Source organism: Pseudomonas sp. GV047 (assembly GCF_003058245.1).
Lineage (GTDB): Bacteria > Pseudomonadota > Gammaproteobacteria > Pseudomonadales > Pseudomonadaceae > Aquipseudomonas > Aquipseudomonas marginalis.
This window is the reverse complement of record NZ_QCWA01000005.1, coordinates 125412-144268: the sequence shown is the minus strand read 5'-3', so window position 1 is coordinate 144268 and position 18857 is coordinate 125412. Positions and strand designations below refer to the sequence as shown.

Genomic DNA, 18857 nt, shown 5'->3' with positions numbered 1-18857 from the left:
TTTGGACGCTAAGCTGCAGGCATGGATGACTCAGATTATTTGCGCCTGCTCACCGTAGCAGCCGAACAAGCCAATGCGTTCCTGTCCAATGCCCGCAAATGGGAGCGTGAGCGTTGGGTCTGCCAGCGCCTGTTGCAAGGCTTGAATGTGCCCTACCGCGCCGAAGAGTTTCACCCCGCCGGGCAAGAACCACCCGACGTGCTGTTTCGCGATGCCAGTTTCGAGGTGTTTTTCGTACTCGATGAAGGGCGCCGCCTGAACGACGAATGGCGTGACGAGCTGTTGCGTCGACGCAGTGCATTCTCCCTGAGCCAGCTGGTGCGGCGCGAAGCCAAGCCGCGGCGCATCCCCGCCCATGAATTCCTGCTGCGCCTGGCGCCCACGTTGCGCAAGAAGGCCCACAACTACAAAGAGCGCGGGATGGACCTGGGCGAATTGGATATCGTCGCGTTCACCAGCCTCAAGCGCGAAGTGCTCGACCTCAACAGCCACTTCCCCCCACCCACCGAATACTTGCGCCAGGGCTGGCGCTCGCTGTCGCTGGTGGGGCCGACGTTCGCCCGGGTGCTGTTCGCCCACCCGGACGCGCCGGATTTCTTGCGCAACAACCTGGGGCGCAGCATAGTGTTCGATGTGGGCATCAGCCTCTGATCCCCCACTGTAACGTGGCGCCCTTTTGCAACGTCTACCTGACGAGGCCTTATATGACCAGCCGCCTGAACCCCGACGACCAACAGCATGTCGAAGAGTACCTGCAACTCTCCCAGAACCGAGTCGAGCGCAGGCCTTTCCGGCCGTGGCTGCTCCTTGGTGTGGTGCTGGTGGTGGTGATCGGGCTCGGCCTGCTCAGCCGCCTTTTGAGTTACCTGACGCTATGAGCTGCCTTGCGCTCGCGAGGGTAACTGCTCCGATTTCCTTTAGCCTTGCGAGATCCCCCCATGACCCATCGTATTATTATCGTCGGCGGCGGCGCCGGCGGCCTGGAGTTGGCTACCCGCCTGGGTAAGACTCTGGGCAAGCGCGGCACCGCCAGCATCACGCTGGTGGACGCCAACCTCACCCATATCTGGAAGCCTCTGTTGCACGAAGTCGCAGCCGGCTCACTCAACTCTTCGGAAGACGAACTCAATTACGTCGCCCAGGCCAAATGGAACCACTTCGAGTTCCAACTGGGGCGCATGAGCGGGCTCGACCGTGAGCAGAAGAAAATCCAGCTGGCCGCCACCCTCGACGAAGAAGGCCGCGAGCTGGTGCCCGCGCGCGTGCTGGGCTATGACAGCCTGGTGATTGCGGTGGGCAGCACCACCAATGATTTCGGCACCGAGGGCGCGGCGCAGCACTGCCTGTTCCTCGATACCCGCAAGCAGGCCGAGCGTTTCCACCAACAGCTGCTCAACCACTATCTGCGCGCCCATGCCGGGCAGACCGATGTGGTGGAAAAGATCAGCGTCGCCATCGTCGGTGCGGGTGCAACGGGCGTCGAGCTGGCCGCAGAACTGCATAATGCGGCCCACGAGCTGGCTGCGTACGGCCTGGACCGCATCAAGCCGGAAAACATGCACATTACCCTGATCGAAGCCGGCCCTCGTGTACTGCCTGCCTTGCCGGAGCGGATTGGCGGGCCTGTGCATAAAACCCTGGAGAAGCTCGGGGTGACGGTGCTGACTAACTCAGCGGTCAGCGAAGTGACCGCCGACGCATTGATCACCAGCAGTGGCCAGATGATCCCTGCCAGCCTCAAGGTATGGGCCGCCGGGATTCGTGCCCCGGCTTTCCTCAAGGACATCGATGGCCTGGAAACCAACCGCATCAATCAACTGCAAGTGCTGCCGACGCTGCAAACCACCCGCGATGAAAACATCTTCGCCTTTGGCGACTGCGCCGCCTGCCCGCAACCGGGCACCGACCGCAATGTGCCGCCACGGGCCCAGGCCGCGCACCAACAGGCCTCGTTGCTGGCCAAGTCATTGAGACTGCGTATCGAGGGCAAAGACCTGCCGGCGTACAAGTACACCGACTATGGGTCGCTGATCTCGCTGTCGCGGTTCTCGGCGGTGGGTAACCTGATGGGCAACCTGACCGGCAGCGTGATGCTGGAGGGTTGGCTGGCGCGGATGTTCTATGTGTCGCTGTACCGCATGCACCAGATGGCGCTGTATGGCTTCTTCCGCACGGCGATGCTGATGCTGGGCAGCAAGATTGGACGCGGGACTGAACCGCGCCTGAAGCTTCACTAACAACAGGGTCCCTTGCGGGACTGGCCAATGTGGGAGGCTTGCTCCCTCCCACATTGGTTGTGTGTTGGACTTGAGATAATTCCAGGCAAAAAAAATCCCCGTATCTTTCGATACGAGGATTTTTAATATGGTCGGGGTAAGGGGATTCGAACTCCTGACATCCTGCTCCCAAAGCAGGCGCGCTACCGGACTGCGCTATACCCCGGTAAAAAAAAGGCGACCTTTCAGTCGCCTTCTTCGATCAGCGCTTTTGGCCTCTGATCTTAAGATTCGATTCCAGCGTTAACTGGTCTCAAAAATGGTGGGTCGTGTGGGATTCGAACCTACGACCAATTGGTTAAAAGCCAACTGCTCTACCAACTGAGCTAACGACCCAAATATGGTCGGGGTAGGGGGATTCGAACTCCCGACATCCTGCTCCCAAAGCAGGCGCGCTACCGGACTGCGCTATACCCCGGTTTGAAATTGGCTCCGTGACCAGGACTCGAACCTGGGACCCAATGATTAACAGTCATTTGCTCTACCGACTGAGCTATCACGGAACTACATATTTCAAAGTACAACTTTTACTGCTGTGTAACCTTCTCTTCGACCCTGTCCGTATCGCTACGTTAGCGTCTCTGAGGCGCGCTATTCTACAATCTTAAAAACCCCTGTCAACCCTTTAAATTGCTTTTAAGACAATGATTTGCGCTTCTTTCTGATTTCTTCTTGGGGAGAAGAAACCCGTGGGCTGACGTTGCTGCGGGGCGCACTTTACAAGCCTTTGCCTTACAGTTCAACGCCCTATCGAAAAAAAAGGCCCTGGGATGCAGGGCCTTCTCTTATTGCAGTGCAATCCGGGCTCAGTGGAAGACGATTTCGTCGTTCTCCACAGTCGCCTCGACGCTGGTGCCCGGCATAAAGCTGCCCGACAGGATCAACTGCGCCAGCGGGTTCTCGATCCAGCGCTGGATCGCACGTTTCAAAGGCCGTGCACCATACACCGGGTCGTAACCGACCGCGATCAGCTTGTCCAACGCCTCGCGGCTCAGTTCCAGCGACAACTCGCGTTCCGCCAGGCGACCGCGCAGACGCCCCAGCTGGATCTCGGTGATGCCCGCGATCTGATCCCGCGCCAATGGCTCGAAGATCACCACTTCGTCGACCCGGTTGATGAATTCCGGACGGAAGTGCGTGGTCAACGCATCCATTACAGCAGCGCGCTGGGCCTCACGATCACCTACCAGTTCCTGGATCTGCGCCGAGCCCAGGTTGGAGGTCATGACGATCACCGTGTTGCGGAAGTCCACAGTGCGCCCGTGGCTGTCCGTGAGTCGTCCATCTTCCAGCACTTGCAGCAAGATGTTGAACACGTCCGGGTGAGCCTTCTCGACCTCATCCAGCAGGATCACCGAGTAAGGCTTACGCCGCACGGCCTCGGTCAGGTAACCGCCCTCCTCGTAGCCCACATAGCCTGGTGGAGCCCCGATCAGGCGAGCCACCGAATGTTTCTCCATGAATTCGGACATGTCGATCCGTACCATGGCCTCTTCAGTATCAAAGAGGAACTCGGCCAGGGCCTTGCACAGCTCGGTCTTACCCACACCGGTCGGGCCGAGGAACATGAACGAGCCGCTCGGACGGTTCGGGTCGGACAAGCCGGCACGGGAACGCCGTACCGCGTTGGACACCGCCACGACCGCCTCTTCCTGGCCGATCACGCGCTGGTGCAACAGGTGCTCCATCTTCAGCAGCTTGTCACGCTCGCCTTCAAGCATTTTCGACACCGGGATGCCGGTCCACTTGGACACGACTTCGGCGATTTCTTCCTCGGTCACCTTGCTGCGCAACAGCTGATTTTCAGCCTTACCGTGCTGGTCGACCATTTGCAGGCTGCGTTCCAGGTCCGGGATCACCCCGTACTGCAACTCGGCCATGCGGTTCAGGTCGCCTTTACGACGTGCGGCTTCCAGCTCCTGGCGCGACTGCTCGATTTTTTGCTGGATCTGCGCAGAGCCCTGTACTTCGGCTTTTTCCGAGGTCCAGATTTCTTCGAGGTCAGAATACTCGCGCTCCAGACGGACGATTTCTTCCTGAAGTTTCTCCAGGCGTTTCTTGGCCGCGTCGTCCTCTTCTTTCTTAAGTGCCTGGGATTCGACTTTCAGTTGAATCAGGCGACGATCCAGGCGGTCGAGCACTTCCGGCTTGGAGTCGATCTCCATGCGAATGCGGCTGGCCGCTTCGTCGATCAAGTCGATGGCCTTGTCCGGCAATTGACGGTCGGTAATGTAGCGATGGCTCAACTTGGCCGCCGCAATGATCGCACCGTCGGTGATCGCCACTTTATGGTGGACCTCGTAGCGCTCTTTCAGGCCCCGCAGGATCGCGATGGTGTCCTCTTCGCTCGGTTCTTCCACCAGGACTTTCTGGAAACGCCGCTCAAGGGCCGCATCTTTCTCAATGTACTGGCGATATTCGTTAAGCGTAGTAGCACCGACACAATGCAACTCACCCCGCGCCAAGGCGGGCTTGAGCATGTTGCCAGCATCCATGGAGCCCTCGCCTTTACCGGCGCCGACCATGGTGTGCAGTTCGTCGATAAACAGAATGATCTGCCCTTCCTGCTTCGACAGTTCATTAAGCAGGGATTTCAGGCGCTCTTCGAATTCACCGCGGAACTTGGCACCGGCGATCAATGACCCCATATCCAGGGACAGCAGGCGCTTGCCTTTAAGGCCGTCCGGCACTTCACCATTGATGATGCGTTGGGCCAGGCCTTCGGCAATCGCGGTTTTACCCACGCCAGGTTCACCGATCAACACCGGGTTGTTCTTGGTGCGACGCTGCAGAACCTGGATGGTGCGACGAATTTCATCGTCACGGCCGATCACCGGGTCAAGCTTGCCCTCTTCGGCACGCTTGGTCAGGTCGACGGTGTACTTGTCCAGGGCCTGGCGCGACTCCTCGTGGTTAGGGTCATTAACCGCATCACCGCCACGCAGGTTGTTGATGGCGTTTTCCAGGGCTTTCTTGCTGACACCCTGGCCAAGCAACAACTTGCCAAGCTTGCTGTTCTCGTCCATGGCGGCGAGCAGCACCAGTTCGCTGGAGATGAACTGGTCACCCTTCTGCTGGGCCAAGCGGTCAGCCTGGTTAAGCAGGCGCGCCAGATCCTGCGACATATTCACGTCGCCGGTAGGGTTTTGGATTTTCGGCAGTTGGTCGAGCTCTTTGCTCAACTCCTTGCGCAGGCTGTTGACATCAAAGCCCACCTGCATCAGCAAGGGCTTGATAGAACCACCTTGCTGTTCCAGGAGTGCCTGCATCAAGTGCGCAGGCTCGATGGCCGGGTGGTCAAGACCCACCGCCAAGGATTGGGAGTCCGATAAGGCCAACTGCAATTTGCTGGTTAAACGATCAATACGCATTAGTCACCTTCCTTTTGAGCAGGCCGGAGCTATAAAACATCCTGAATGAAGAAACCTGCCAGATACCCTTATAGATGGGGTGGATTCTGGAAGATTCAAGCGAGCGGCGGTTGATATGGATCAGCGTTGACCCAGATCAGCAGAGTCTAGCGCTCAAGCCAGATAAGGGAGGCAAAACGTCCGGTGCGGGGGCTGCGCCGGTACGAAAAGAAGCGCGGGTCGGTCACGGTGCAGAAGCCACCACCATAAACCGCGGTGACGCCCCGCGCAGCAAGGCGCAGGCGGGCCAACTGATAGATGTCGGCCATGAATTTGCCGGGATTGCGGCTTGGTACAAAGGCTTCGGCAGTTGTCGGCAGGTGCTGCATGAAGGCTTCACGCACTTCAGGGCCAACCTCAAAGGCTTGCGGGCCAATCGCCGGGCCCAGCCATACCAGGATGTCCGAAGGCTCTGCGTCAAGGCTTTCGAAGGCTGCCTCCAGCACGCCCGCCGCCAGCCCACGCCAACCGGCATGAGCCGCAGCCACACGAGTGCCGGCACGGTTGCAGAACAACGCAGGCAGGCAATCGGCGGTCATCGCGGTGCAGGCGATGCCGGGGGTGCTGCTCCAACTGCCGTCGGCTTCGGCGGTGCGGCCAGGATCGGCCTCGACCACATCCACGCCATGGACCTGGCGCAGCCAGGCCGGCTGAATATCAAAGGCTTCGGTAAGGCGACGGCGATTCTCAAGGACGGCCTCAAGACTGTCCTCAACGTGATCGCCCAGGTTAAGGCTGTCGAACGGCGCCTGGCTGACGCCGCCCGTTCGGGTAGTCACACAGGCTTTCACCCCGGCAGGCGCGGGCCAGTCAGGAATCAGCCAGTCATTCATCCGACAAACGCCTCGCGATCCTGCTTGAGCAGCGACAGCAACCAGACAAAATCGTCTGGAAGTGGCGATTCCCAGCTCATGCGCTTACCGCTCGTCGGATGGTCCAGCTCCAGGAAACGTGCATGCAAGGCCTGGCGCGGGAACGTCTTGAGCGATTCGACCATGGTCTGGCTCGCCGCAGGCGGAATGCGGAAGCGGCCGCCATAGGCCGGATCGCCCACCAACGGGAAGTTGATGTGGGCCATATGCACGCGAATCTGGTGGGTACGACCGGTTTCCAGCTTGACCCGCACATGGGTGTGGGAACGGAAACGCTCGAGCACGCGGTAGTGGCTCACCGCCTGCTTGCCGCCTTCCATCACCGCCATACGCTGGCGCTGCTGGCCGTGGCGACCGATCGGGGCATTGATCTTGCCGCCAGCCACGACCACACCGATCACGATGCATTCGTAGATACGACTGACGCTACGGCTCTGCAATTGCGTAACCAGTTGCGTCTGCGCCTGAATGGTCTTGGCCACCACCATCAAGCCAGTGGTGTCCTTGTCCAGACGGTGCACGATGCCGCAACGCGGCACGTTGACGATGTCGGGGATGTGGTGCAACAGGGCATTGAGCAAGGTGCCATCAGCGTGCCCGGCCGCCGGGTGAACCACCAGGCCTGCGGGTTTGTTGATGACCAGGATGTCGTCGTCTTCATAGACGATATCCAGCTCGATGTCCTGGGCGACCCATTCTCCCTGGGCTTCCTGCTCGGCAGTCAGCTCAAGAATCGCACCGCCATGGACTATGTCTCGCGGGCGGATAACCGCTCCATCCACAGTCAGGCGGCCGTCTTTGATCCAGGCGGAAAGGCGCGAGCGCGAGTGCTCAGCGAATAATTGTGCGGCGACTTGATCGAGGCGTTGGCCGCCCAATTCGGACGGCACCTCTGCGCGAAGTTCAATTTTATCGGACATGCTCAGACTAGGCGTGGCACAGCCTTTGGTTTCGGCTGCGCGCTTGTGGTTAAATACGGCGTCTTTTGCCCCGAGGCTTTCAACGGGGCGCTCATCATAACAGGACGGCCCCGCCCAAGACAGCGGCCGTCATAGGGACGCAAGCCGCCATGCAAGTGAAACACCTGCTGCTGATCGCCATCCTCGCCATGACTGCTGCTTGCTCGTCAACAAAGGAAGTCGTCGACGAAAACCTGAGCGAAGTCGAGCTGTACCAACTGGCACAGAAAGACTTGGACAATAATAGCTACACCAGCGCCACAGCGAAGCTGAAGGCCCTGGAGTCGCGCTATCCGTTCGGGCGCTACGCCGACCAGGCCCAGCTTGAGCTGATCTACGCCAACTACAAGAACGCCGAGCCGGAGGCTGCGAAGTCCGCCGCCGAGCGCTTCATCCGCCTGCACCCGCAACACCCGAACGTGGACTACGCCTACTACATGAAGGGCCTGACCTCGTTCGACCAGGATGTTGGCCTGCTGGCGCGCTTCCTGCCGCTGGACATGACCAAGCGAGACCCAGGCGCCGCTCGCGACTCCTACAACGAGTTCGCCCAGTTGACCAGCCGCTACCCAAACAGCCGCTACGCGCCGGACGCCAAGCAGCGCATGATCTACCTGCGTAACCTGCTGGCCTCCTACGAAATCCACGTGGCCCACTACTACCTGACCCGCCAGGCGTATGTAGCTGCCGCCAACCGTGGTCGTTATGTGGTGGAAAACTTCCAGGAAACCCCTTCCGTGGGTGACGGCCTGGCGGTGATGACCGAGGCTTACCAGCGCCTGCACCTGGACGAGCTGGCCAGCACCAGCCTGGAAACCCTCAAGCTCAACTACCCTGATCACCCGAGCCTGAAAGACGGCCAATTCGTGCCTCAGGTGGCCGAAGCGGACAACCGCTCGTGGCTGAGCAAGTACACCCTGGGCCTGATCGAGTCGCGTCCGCCGTTGCCGCCGGGCGAAACCCGCGCCAACCAGGACGTGATCAAGCAGTTCCAGGACGCCAAGGACGCCATTCCTTCGGACCTCAAGCCGCACGACGAGAACGGCGATGTGATCGAAGAAGAAGAGCCGCAGGCCCTGGGCAACAACCAGGACCGCTCGTGGTTCAGCTACATGACCTTCGGTGTGTTCGACTGAGCCTGTCGACGCAACGCAAAAAGGAGCCTTTCGGGGCTCCTTTTTTATGGGCAAGGATTATTGCGCTGTGCGCCTGCCACGTCCTTGGCTAAACTGGCGCATTCCTTATCGAGAAACCGCCCATCATGCTTCGTCTTCTGTTCTGGATTGCCGTTATTGCTGCCGCGGTATGGTTCTGGCGCAAATTCAAAAGCCCGACCGCCAGGCAGCAACGCACCAGCGAGCCCGGCGCTGCGTTGATGGTGCGCTGCGCACACTGCGGCGTGCACTTGCCACAGGATCGCGCCCTGAGTTCGCGCCAGGAGTGGTATTGCACCCAGGCGCATCTGGAGCAAGGACCGAAGTCTATCCAGCGTTGATCCGACCTTCGGGGGCATAGGGTGCCGGATCGATGATCGGCGCACGCTCCAGTAGCAAATCAACAAATAACTGGCACGATGCCGGCGCCAGGACCAACCCGTTGCGGTAATGCCCGCAGTTGAGCCACAGCCCATTGAAGCCGGGTACCCGACCGATATAGGGGATGCCCTCCGGCGAGCCGGGCCGCAAGCCGGCCCAATGCCCCACCACTTCGGCGTCGGCCAGGGCGGGAATCAGTTCCACAGCCGAAGCCTTGAGGCTTTCCAGCGCGGTGTCGGTTGGCGTCTTGTCGAACCCCTCATGTTCCAGCGTGCTGCCGATGAGGATGTGCCCATCGCGCCGAGGGATCGCATAACGCCCTTTGGCCAGGACCATGCTCGACAGGAAGTCCGACGCGCATTTGTACAAAATCATCTGCCCCTTGACCGGCTCTACCGGCAGCGCCAAGCCCAGTGTGCCGAGCAACTCGCCGCTCCACGCCCCCGCTGCAAGCACCACCTGATTCCCCAGAATCGGCCCCTCTGCCGTATCCACGCCCACTACGTTGCCGCCATCCAGAACAAAACCAGTCACTGTGCACTGTTCGTGAACGGTCACGGCAGGCAGGGCCAATAGCGCGGCCTTCAGGGATTTGACCAGGCGCGGGTTGCGCACGTTGGCCACGTTGGCCATATAGATCGCCTGGGAATACCCGCCACCCAAGACAGGAACCGCATCATGGGCGGCAGACACATCGACCTTGCTCAAAGGCCGCCCTTCACGAGCAGCCCAGTCCAGCGCCTCGGCTTCATCGTCCAGGTCCAGCCAGTACAACCCCGTGGTATGGACCTCCGGATCGACACCGGTAGCAGCAAACAGCCGCTCAGCCAGTTGCGGATAAAAATCCTGGGACCAATGGGCCAACGCTGTGACCGCCGGGCTATAGCGCCACGGATACAGTGGCGAAACAATGCCTCCGCCCGCCCATGACGACTCCTGCCCCACACCGGCACGCTCCAGCAGGATCACAGCCTGCCCCTGGGTTGCCAGATTGAACGCCGTCAACAAGCCGATGACTCCGCCACCGACAATCACCACTTGCTGTTGCTTAGCCATCATTTGATCCAGTCGATAAATAGGAATAAACGCGCCCGGCGCCCAATCATCCAGCACCCTCATCATTGCCCCCAGCATGTCTGGCGCGACATTTCAGGTGCCGCCCCCGGATTGCCACGCGCACCGCTGCTGTCCAGGCTGAAGTCACCGCAAGGGTCGCCGGCCATCAACGAATCGGCGCCCGGTGTAGCAACCAGGTAGAAATCCTGAGGGTTCAACGCTGCGGTGATTCTATAGCGATCATTGCCCGTACTGACGCCGCTTGCGTCAATAAAAGTGCCGTTCCTCATATGAAACCGCTCCAGGTGCTGAGCCTGCTCGGTCAACAGCGCGACGATTTCCGCGCGATAGACCTTTTTCACATGGCCGGTGTACCCGGGGTAAGCGATTCCGGCCAGAAACGCGATGATCGCCACGGCGATCAATAGCTCGATCAGGGTAAAACCCTGGCTGTCCATGCCCATTCCATTGCTCCTTATTGAAGTTGCCGCCACGAAACCCGCCGAAACCGCGAGCCGCTCTCGTCCTCCACCCGCGCATATACGCTCTCCAATACGGTGCGCGATTGACCACTGAGCCCGACCGCTGTTACCCGGTACAACGTCGCCAGGGCTTGCGGCGGCACATGCGGCAGCCCTGAACCAGGCCCCAGGGACTGAATACCGTACAGCCCACCCTTGATGGCAACCCAGTTAACCGATGACACAGGATGGGGACCGGCACCCACCACCGAAAACGCTTCATCCGGTGGCCCGCAGGCAGCGATCGACTGGCACTGCGGCAAGGCCGCGCCCTTTCGCCTCACACCTTGCTCGCCCAGCCTCAAACCACTTTCTGCGGTTTGCAGCGACTGGTTGCGGTGCCACAGGCTACCGGTGATCTTTTGCTGGGTGACCGCCCCCTGTATCGAAGACAGGCCGATCAACGACAACAGCAGCAAAAATACCAGGCTTATCAGCAGAACCATCCCCCCCTGCCGCGAAGAAACACCCCCAGCAAACACCATGGTCGCCCTAGCCCACACGGTTTCGCAGCGCCGCCACGACGCTGTAGGTTTGATCTTTTACCCGCCCCGTCGGGTCTTGCAGCGTCATGCGGATGCGCACACTGCGGATCAAGGATTCATCGGTCGGGATAGCGTCATAACGCACAACCCGAACTGACGCCGGGCTGGCAGCCACGCCGAAACTGACATCGAAAGCCCGTACGTTATCCACCAACACAGCCCTGGCCGGCGAGGAAAGCGTGCTGACCTTCAACTGGCCCACCTCGAAGGTGTAGGTCAGTTGCCGAATCGCAAAACGAATCTGCCCGGGAGCAGGCGCAGGTGAGCTGCCTGAATAGGCTTGGGCGCCAGCAGTGCAGTCGGAGAGCACCGTCCAGTCAGGCCTGCCGCCGCCCACATCGGCAGTGACCAGCGTCAGCGACTTTGAACTGCCCCCGGCATTCCAGCTGACCGGCCTTTCAAAGGCTGGCGGGGCATTCTCGATAAAGGCCGGCGCCAAACAGCCAAACATGCCCGCCTGGCGAATGTCCCGGATCATCTTGCCGAGCACAAACCGCGCATCATCCTGCAGCAACATGGCCGCCTGCTGGCTGGCGTGGGTCGCTCGGAAATTGATCAGCACCTGGCTCCCGCCAAGCACCAGCACCAAACCGACGGCCAGGGCCAGCAACAATTCCACCAGGCTGAAACCTCTAACCCGATGCCTCATTGCATCACCCCCGGCTCATTGTCGATGCGACTGGTCAGGGTGAAGGTTTCCCGCGCGCCAGGCGTGTTTGCACCCCGGCTGTCATCCCAACTGATACTGACAGTCACTTCATCTGCACTGACCGCCACGGAGCCTTTGCCGCTCTCCCCGGCAAAACCGCGAATATTGGCCTCGAAATCATGCAGGTCCACGTCACGCACGCTGGTGGTCGCGGTACTGGCCGGCGCTCGAGCGCCACGACGCAACGAATAGTCGGCACCGGAATTGGCACGGATTCGGTCGAGCATATCGTAGGCGATGAAACTGGCCTGGCTGGTCATCCTCGAACTGTCGGTGTACTTGAGGGCGTTGAGCTGGAGCATCACTGCACCTAACAGCCCGACGGCGAGAATCAGCACCGCCACCAGCACTTCAATCAATGTCATGCCGATTTGGCACCGAGGAAAAGTCAGGAAGAAACAGGTTTTCAGGCAGGCAGGCATTACCGTCGTCATCCGTGTCGAGGGCCGAAAAAAGCAGGAAAACCCTGCTGTGCCCCCCAAGACTAGCGTCGGTTTTTCGCCGGCGCTGGCTACGGAACAAAGGGAAATACTTTGGACATAAAGGCCATCATTCGACACTCCGAGCCGGACGCTATACCTATGTCTCAACCCTGTATGTACACACGCCCACGGAGGGACGGCCTATGGAGCAACGAGGTTTCACCCTGATCGAACTGCTGCTCGGACTGATCGTGAGCGGCATCCTGGCGCATCTGGCTACGCCCAGTTTCACCAGCCTGCTGGAATCACAGCAGCGACAAAGCGCGGCGCAATCACTGACAAACGGATTTCGCTTCGCACGCACTGAAGCCATCACGCGTAACCGCGCGGTGGTCATCCACGCACTGGACGATGACTGGAGCCGGGGTTGGCGGGTCGTGCTGGATGTAAGCGGGCGTGGCCATCTGGACGACGACAACCCGGTGTTACTGGAGCGCCAGGGCAGTGGACGGGTGCCGATCGTCGGGAATGGACCGGTCAAAAACCAGGTCCGCTTCAGCGGATTGGGCGAGCCGGTATTTGCTGGGGGAGGTTTTCGTGCCGGCACTGTACATATATGCGCCACGGACTCGGTACAGAGCCTGTACCAGGTAGTGCTGGCGCCCAGTGGGCGCATCAGCCTGCGCAGCGATAGAGCCGAACAGGCGTTGTGCCGAAGTTACTCCGGCACCCTGGCATTCAGAGCAGCGAGCGAACCCGCAGCTCCTTGGGCATGGAGAAAGTGATGTTCTCTTCACGACCGGCCAACTCATCGGCGCCCGTAGCCCCCCATGCATGCAACTGCTGGATGACGCCGCGCACCAGGACTTCCGGGGCCGAAGCGCCCGCCGTGATGCCAATACGCTCGACACCATCGAACCAGCTGCGCTGCATATCTTCAGCACCGTCGATCAGGTACGCCGGTGTCGCCATGCGTTCGGCCAATTCGCGCAGGCGGTTGGAATTGGAGCTGTTAGGGCTGCCGACCACCAGCACTACATCGCATTCATCGGCCAACTGTTTGACTGCATCCTGGCGGTTTTGGGTGGCGTAGCAGATGTCGTCCTTGCGTGGCCCACCAATGGCCGGGAAGCGGCTGCGCAGCGCGTCGATGACGCGGCTGGTGTCGTCCATGGACAAGGTGGTCTGGGTCACGAACGCCAAACGCTCAGGGTTGTGAACCTGCAAGCTGGCGACGTCTTTTTCGTCTTCTACAAGGTAGATGGCGCCACCATTGCTGCCGTCGTATTGGCCCATGGTGCCTTCGACTTCCGGGTGGCCGGCATGGCCAATCAGGATGCATTCGCGACCATCACGGCTGTAGCGCGCGACTTCGATATGCACCTTGGTGACCAGCGGACAGGTGGCGTCGAATACTTTCAGGCCACGGCCAGCCGCTTCGGTACGTACGGCCTGGGAAACACCGTGGGCGCTGAAGATAACGATAACGTCGTCCGGCACCTGCTCCAGTTCTTCGACAAAGATGGCGCCACGTGCGCGCAGGTCTTCGACCACGAACTTGTTATGGACGACCTCATGGCGCACATAGATCGGCGGCCCGAAGACTTCCAGGGCGCGGTTGACGATTTCGATCGCCCGGTCCACGCCGGCGCAGAAGCCACGGGGGTTGGCGAGTTTGATTTGCATGCTGTGCCTCGTGTCTGGCGCTTGGGCCAGAGTTGATGCTACTGAACTGACAATGGCGACCAAAGGCGGGAGCGGGCTTGCCCCCTCCCACATTTTAGATCGGGGCGTTGATCAAAGAGCTTTAACGTCGATGATTTCAACGTCGAACGTCAAGGTTTTACCGGCCAACGGGTGGTTGAAGTCGATAGTTACCTGCGCGTCATCGAAGGTTTTGACCACACCGGGCAGCTCGGTATTCGCCGCATCGTTGAAGATCACCAGCAAGCCTTCCGACAGATCCATGTCCTGGAACTGCGAACGCGGGATGATCTGCAGGTTTTGCGGGTTGGGCTGGCCAAAGGCGTTTTCCGGCAGGATCTGCAGGGTGCGCTTGTCGCCGGCCTTGAAACCGAACAGGGCCGCTTCAAAACCCGGTAACAGGTTGCCGTCGCCGACCTTGAAGGTCGCCGGGGCTTTGTCGAACGTGCTGTCGACCGTGTCGCCATTCTCCAGGCGCAGTGCGAAATGCAAGGTGACTTCCGTGTTCTGGCCGATGCGTTGCTCAGCCAATACCTGATCAGTCATTGACGGTCTCTCCGGTTTTCTTACTTTTGAACATGTCCAGCGCCAGCATGATTGCACCGACGGTGATGGCGCTGTCGGCAAAATTGAACGCCGGGAAGTAATGGCGGTTCTGCCAATGCACCAGGATGAAGTCGATCACATGGCCCAGGGCTATACGGTCGTACAGGTTGCCCAGGGCGCCGCCCAACACCAGGGCCAAGGCGATGGCCAGCCAGGTGTCATCGCGCCCCAGGCGCTTGAGCCAGACCACGAGCACCGCACTGACCACCACCGCGATCAGGGCGAACAGCCAGCGCTGCCAGCCGCCACCGTCAGCCAGGAAGCTGAAAGCGGCGCCAGTGTTGTAGGCCAGGGTCCAGCTGAAGTAATCCGGGATCACCACGATTTGCTGGAACATTTCCAGGGAGCCCTCGAAATGAGCCTTGCTGACCTGGTCGATGACCAGGACCAGCACACTCAGTACGAGCCAGCCCAGACGTCCGAAACGACTGGCTGCATTAGGCATAGTGGCGAACCTCGCCTTCACCGGAAATGTTGTCGACGCAACGACCGCAGATTTCCGGATGCTCAGGGTTCACCCCGACGTCTTCACGACAGTGCCAGCAACGGGCGCACTTAGGGAAGGCCGACTTGACAACCTTGAGCTTGAGGCCCGGCACTTCGGTGGCCACGGCGTCCGCCGGTGCCAGGGCAAACGGTGCCAGGCTCGCAGTGGAAGTGATCAACACGAAGCGCAGTTCGTTACTCAGCTTGGCCAGGTCGGCAGTCAGGCCTTCCTCGGCAAACAAGGTGACTTCGGCCTGGAGGTTGCCACCGACGGCCTTGGCCGCACGCTGAACCTCCAGCTCCTTGTTCACCGCAACCTTGACGGCCATTACGCCTTCCCAGTAGTCGCGGCCCAGTTCGAAGTCGGCCGGCAGTTCGGTCAAGCCTTCGTACCAGGTGTTGAGCATGACGGACTCGTTACGCTCGCCCGGCAGGTATTCCCACAGTTCGTCGGCGGTGAAGGCCAGGATCGGTGCGATCCAGCGCACCAGCGCTTCGGAGATGTGGTACAGCGCGGTCTGCGCCGAACGGCGGGCCTTGCTGTTGGCACCGGTGGTGTACTGGCGGTCCTTGATGATGTCGAGGTAGAAACCACCCAGCTCCTGCACGCAGAAGTTGTGGATCTTCGAGTACACGTTCCAGAAGCGGTATTCGCCGTAGTGCTCCTGCAACTCGCGCTGCAGCAACAGGGTACGGTCCACGGCCCAACGGTCCAGGGCGAGCATGTCCTCGGCCGGCAGGATGTCGGTGGCCGGGTTGAAACCGGTCAGGTTCGACAGCAGGAAGCGCGCGGTATTACGGATACGGCGGTAGGCATCGGCGCTGCGGGCCAGGATCTGGTCCGACACGGCGATCTCGCCGGAGTAATCGGTCGACGCCACCCACAGGCGCATGATGTCGGCGCCCAAGGTGTCGTTGATCTTTTTCGGCTCGATCACGTTCTTCAGCGACTTGGACATCTTGCGGCCCGTCTCGTCGACGGTGAACCCGTGGGTCAGCAGCTCGCGGTATGGCGCGTGGTTGTCGATGGCGCAACCGGTCAGCAGCGACGAGTGGAACCAGCCCCGGTGTTGGTCGGAGCCCTCCAGGTACAGGTCGGCACGCGGGCCGGTCTCGTGACCCATCGGGTGCGAGCCGCGCAGCACGTGCCAGTGGGTGGTACCGGAGTCGAACCACACGTCGAGGGTGTCGCTGATCTTGTCGTACAGCGGCGCTTCGTCACCCAGCAACTCGGCGGCGTCCAGCTTGAACCAGGCTTCGATGCCTTCCTGTTCGACACGCTGGGCCACCACTTCCATCAGTTCGACGGTGCGTGGGTGCAGCTCGCCGCTTTCCTTGTTGAGGAAGAACGGGATCGGCACGCCCCAGTTACGCTGACGGGAGATGCACCAGTCCGGACGGTTGGCGATCATCGAGTGCAGGCGCGCCTGGCCCCAGGCCGGGACGAACTTGGTGTCTTCGATAGCCTTGAGCGAGCGCACACGCAGGGTGTCGCCGCTGGTCGGCTCTTTGTCCATGCCGATAAACCATTGCGCGGTGGCGCGGTAGATCAGCGGGGTCTTGTGGCGCCAGCAGTGCATGTAGCTGTGCTTGATGGTGTCGGTTTGCATCAGCGCACCGACTTCACGCAGCTTGTCGATGATCGGCTGGTCGGCCTTGAAGATGAACTGGCCGCCGAAGAACTCCAGCGAAGGCACATAAACACCGTTGCTTTGCACCGGGTTGATGATCTCATCGTTGACCATGCCGTACTTCTTGCAGATCACGAAGTCGTCCACGCCATAGGCAGGCGAGCAGTGAACAATGCCCGTACCCGAACCCAGCTCGACGTAGTCAGCCAGGTACACCGGCGACAGACGGTCATAGAACGGGTGACGGAAGTTGATCAGCTCCAGCGCGGAACCGGTAGTGGTGGCAATCACCGAACCTTGCAGCTCGTAGCGAGCCAGGCACGCTTCGACCATTTCCTCGGCCAGCACCAGCAGGCGATCACCGACGTCCACCAAGGCGTAGGTGAATTCCGGGTGCACGTTCAGCGCCTGGTTGGCGGGAATGGTCCACGGGGTGGTGGTCCAGATCACGATGGCAGCCGGCTTGCTCAGGCTTGCCAGGCCAAAGGCCTCGGCCAGCTTGGCGTCGTCGGCGATCGGGAAGGCCACGTCGATGGTCGAGGACTTCTTGTCTTCGTATTCGACTTCCGCTTCAGCCAGGGCCGAGCCGCAATCGAAGCACCAGTTCACGGGCTTGAGGCCCTTGAACACGAAACCGCCCTTGACGATTTCGGCCAAGGCACGGATTTCACCGGCCTCGTTCTTGAAGTTCATGGTTTTGTACGGGTTGTCCCACTCGCCCAGCACACCCAGGCGGATGAACTCGGACTTCTGCCCTTCGATCTGCTCGGCAGCGTAGGCACGGCACAGTTCGCGGGTTTTATCCGCGCCCAGGTTCTTGCCGTGGGTCACTTCGACCTTGTGTTCGATCGGCAGGCCGTGGCAGTCCCAACCCGGGACATACGGCGCGTCAAAACCCGCCAGGGTTTTCGAGCGCAGGATCATGTCCTTGAGAATCTTGTTCAGCGCATGACCGATGTGAATCGTGCCGTTGGCATAAGGAGGGCCGTCGTGCAGGACGAATTTCGGACGATCCTTGCCAATTTCGCGCAACTTTCCGTACAGGCCAATACTGTCCCAGCGCTGCAGGATCTGCGGTTCGCGCTGTGGCAGGCCGGCCTTCATTGGGAAGGCGGTGTCCGGAAGGTTTAACGTGGCTTTATAGTCGGTCATTTAAGGCTCTTCGGTTAGCGATGGGCGCTAGGTGCGGCTAGTGCACGGGCGGCGGCGACATCCGCATTGATCGCCGTTTTCAACGCCTCAAGCGAGGCGAAACGCTGCTCTTCACGCAGCTTCTGGTGGAAAACCACCGTCAAACGCCGGTCATACAGATCACCGGCAAAATCCAAAAGGTGAACTTCCAGGTGGGCCTTGCCATCACCTGCAACCGTGGGCCTGACGCCTATGTTGGCGACTCCCGGCCACGGCTGGCCGTCGATGTCGACGCTGACCAGGTAAACCCCGGTGAGCGGCACACGGCGGCGCTTGAGTTGCACGTTGGCGGTTGGCGTGCCCAGTTGGCGCGCCAGCTTCTGGCCGTGCAGTACCCGCCCGGCAATGCGGAACGGGCGACCGAGCAAACGCTCGGCCAAGGCGAAGTCGGCAGCGGCCAGGGCGTTCCGCACCTGGGTGCTGCTCACGCGCAGGCCGTCCAGTTCGACGGTTTGCGCGGCTTCGACGGTAAAGCCCTGGGTGATACCGGCGTGTTGCAGGAACTCGAAATCCCCGACCCGGTCGCAGCCAAAACGGAAGTCGTCGCCAACCTCCAAATGCTGTACGCCCAGGCCGTCTACCAGTATGCGGTCGACGAACTCGGCAGCGCTGAGACTTTGCAAACGTTGGTTGAAAGCCAGGCAGAGGACGCGGTCCACGCCTTCTTCGGCCAGCAGTTGCAGCTTGTCCCGCAGACGGGCCAGACGTGCCGGTGCCGTTTCCGGGGTGAAATATTCCCGCGGCTGCGGCTCGAAAATCACCACGCAGCTGGGTACGCCCAACTCGACCGCACGCTCGCGCAGCCGGGCCAGGATAGCCTGGTGGCCACGGTGAACACCGTCAAAGTTGCCAATAGTGGCGACGCAGCCCCGATGCTCAGGGCGCAGGTTGTGGAGACCTCGAACCAGCTGCATAACGCGCTTCTTGCTCATAA

At 60.5% G+C, this 18857-nt stretch carries 19 protein-coding genes and 4 tRNA genes; 6 read left to right on the top strand and 17 right to left on the bottom strand.

Features of this window, described 5'->3' with window-relative positions:
• The first annotated feature begins 21 nt into the window (after nt 1-21).
• From C8K58_RS14385 to C8K58_RS14375, 3 genes are read left to right on the top strand one after another with little or no spacing between them, the layout of a single operon-like run.
• On the top strand, nt 22-651 hold the full coding sequence (locus C8K58_RS14385) for a DUF1780 domain-containing protein (protein ID WP_027604891.1): 630 nt from the start codon (nt 22-24) through the stop codon (nt 649-651).
• Between the two features lie 53 nt (nt 652-704).
• Nucleotides 705-878, top strand: a complete 174-nt coding sequence (locus C8K58_RS14380) for a DUF3094 family protein (RefSeq protein WP_043293437.1) — start codon at nt 705-707, stop codon at nt 876-878.
• Nucleotides 879-938: 60 nt separating this feature from the next.
• Nucleotides 939-2237, top strand: a complete 1299-nt coding sequence (locus tag C8K58_RS14375) for an NAD(P)/FAD-dependent oxidoreductase (RefSeq protein WP_098480392.1) — start codon at nt 939-941, stop codon at nt 2235-2237.
• Between the two features lie 128 nt (nt 2238-2365).
• Here the strand turns inward: C8K58_RS14375 and C8K58_RS14370 are convergent.
• The 7 genes from C8K58_RS14370 to rluD form a co-directional block, all read right to left on the bottom strand.
• Nucleotides 2366-2442 (bottom strand) — tRNA-Pro (locus C8K58_RS14370).
• Between the two features lie 94 nt (nt 2443-2536).
• A tRNA-Lys gene (locus tag C8K58_RS14365) sits at nt 2537-2612 on the bottom strand.
• Between the two features lie 5 nt (nt 2613-2617).
• Nucleotides 2618-2694, bottom strand: a tRNA-Pro gene (locus C8K58_RS14360).
• A gap of 9 nt (nt 2695-2703) precedes the next feature.
• Nucleotides 2704-2779: transfer RNA gene (locus C8K58_RS14355), tRNA-Asn, on the bottom strand.
• Nucleotides 2780-3082: 303 nt separating this feature from the next.
• On the bottom strand, nt 3083-5647 hold the full coding sequence (clpB, locus tag C8K58_RS14350; protein WP_027606841.1) for an ATP-dependent chaperone ClpB: 2565 nt from the start codon (nt 5645-5647) through the stop codon (nt 3083-3085).
• A 146-nt stretch (nt 5648-5793) separates the two neighbouring features.
• Entirely contained in the window at nt 5794-6519 is a 726-nt protein-coding gene (pgeF, locus tag C8K58_RS14345; protein WP_108573873.1) for a peptidoglycan editing factor PgeF, read from the bottom strand.
• Nucleotides 6516-7478, bottom strand: coding sequence for a 23S rRNA pseudouridine(1911/1915/1917) synthase RluD (gene rluD / locus C8K58_RS14340; protein WP_027606843.1), 963 nt, complete (start codon nt 7476-7478; stop codon nt 6516-6518). The genes pgeF and rluD overlap by 4 nt, the downstream gene beginning before the upstream one ends.
• 149 nt (nt 7479-7627) lie before the next feature.
• Here rluD and C8K58_RS14335 point away from each other — a divergent pair, with 149 nt between their 5' ends.
• Together C8K58_RS14335 and C8K58_RS14330 are read left to right on the top strand one after the other, a co-directional pair.
• Complete coding sequence (locus C8K58_RS14335) at nt 7628-8653, top strand: outer membrane protein assembly factor BamD (RefSeq protein WP_108573872.1); 1026 nt, start codon at nt 7628-7630, stop codon at nt 8651-8653.
• 125 nt (nt 8654-8778) lie between these two features.
• On the top strand, nt 8779-9012 hold the full coding sequence (locus C8K58_RS14330) for a PP0621 family protein (protein WP_027606845.1): 234 nt from the start codon (nt 8779-8781) through the stop codon (nt 9010-9012).
• On the opposite strand, the gene thiO is transcribed toward C8K58_RS14330, so the two are convergent.
• The 5 genes from thiO to pilV all read right to left on the bottom strand — a co-directional run bounded on the left by thiO (nt 8999) and on the right by pilV (nt 12305).
• A complete protein-coding gene (thiO, locus tag C8K58_RS14325) occupies nt 8999-10108 on the bottom strand; it encodes a glycine oxidase ThiO (RefSeq protein ID WP_027606846.1) in 1110 nt (369 codons plus the stop codon). The two genes, C8K58_RS14330 and thiO, sit on opposite strands and share 14 nt — an antisense overlap.
• A gap of 62 nt (nt 10109-10170) precedes the next feature.
• Nucleotides 10171-10572 (bottom strand): type IV pilin protein, encoded by a 402-nt coding sequence (locus tag C8K58_RS14320; RefSeq protein ID WP_092358820.1) that lies wholly within the window; start codon nt 10570-10572, stop codon nt 10171-10173.
• A gap of 11 nt (nt 10573-10583) precedes the next feature.
• Entirely contained in the window at nt 10584-11114 is a 531-nt protein-coding gene (locus C8K58_RS14315; protein WP_108573931.1) for a PilX N-terminal domain-containing pilus assembly protein, read from the bottom strand.
• 7 nt (nt 11115-11121) lie between these two features.
• On the bottom strand, nt 11122-11823 hold the full coding sequence (locus C8K58_RS14310) for a prepilin-type N-terminal cleavage/methylation domain-containing protein (protein ID WP_108573871.1): 702 nt from the start codon (nt 11821-11823) through the stop codon (nt 11122-11124).
• A complete protein-coding gene (gene pilV / locus C8K58_RS14305; protein WP_092358824.1) occupies nt 11820-12305 on the bottom strand; it encodes a type IV pilus modification protein PilV in 486 nt (161 codons plus the stop codon). Before pilV ends, C8K58_RS14310 begins: the two co-directional genes overlap by 4 nt.
• Nucleotides 12306-12508: 203 nt before the next feature.
• Between pilV and C8K58_RS14300 the strand changes: the two genes are divergently transcribed.
• Nucleotides 12509-13090 (top strand): GspH/FimT family pseudopilin, encoded by a 582-nt coding sequence (locus C8K58_RS14300; protein WP_108573870.1) that lies wholly within the window; start codon nt 12509-12511, stop codon nt 13088-13090.
• Here C8K58_RS14300 and ispH read toward each other — a convergent pair.
• The 5 genes from ispH to ribF form a co-directional block, all read right to left on the bottom strand.
• Entirely contained in the window at nt 13044-13991 is a 948-nt protein-coding gene (gene ispH / locus C8K58_RS14295; RefSeq protein WP_027606852.1) for a 4-hydroxy-3-methylbut-2-enyl diphosphate reductase, read from the bottom strand. The genes C8K58_RS14300 and ispH overlap by 47 nt on opposite strands.
• Before the next feature lie 111 nt (nt 13992-14102).
• A complete protein-coding gene (gene fkpB, locus C8K58_RS14290; protein ID WP_175472328.1) occupies nt 14103-14540 on the bottom strand; it encodes an FKBP-type peptidyl-prolyl cis-trans isomerase in 438 nt (145 codons plus the stop codon).
• Nucleotides 14541-14547: 7 nt separating this feature from the next.
• The gene (lspA, locus tag C8K58_RS14285) at nt 14548-15060 is read right to left on the bottom strand and encodes a signal peptidase II (protein WP_027606854.1); all 513 of its coding nucleotides are present in this window, start codon (nt 15058-15060) and stop codon (nt 14548-14550) included.
• Nucleotides 15053-17884, bottom strand: a complete 2832-nt coding sequence (gene ileS, locus C8K58_RS14280; protein ID WP_027606855.1) for an isoleucine--tRNA ligase — start codon at nt 17882-17884, stop codon at nt 15053-15055. Before ileS ends, lspA begins: the two co-directional genes overlap by 8 nt.
• A 14-nt stretch (nt 17885-17898) precedes the next feature.
• The gene (gene ribF / locus C8K58_RS14275) at nt 17899-18837 is read right to left on the bottom strand and encodes a bifunctional riboflavin kinase/FAD synthetase (RefSeq protein ID WP_027606856.1); all 939 of its coding nucleotides are present in this window, start codon (nt 18835-18837) and stop codon (nt 17899-17901) included.
• Nucleotides 18838-18857 lie beyond the last annotated feature (20 nt).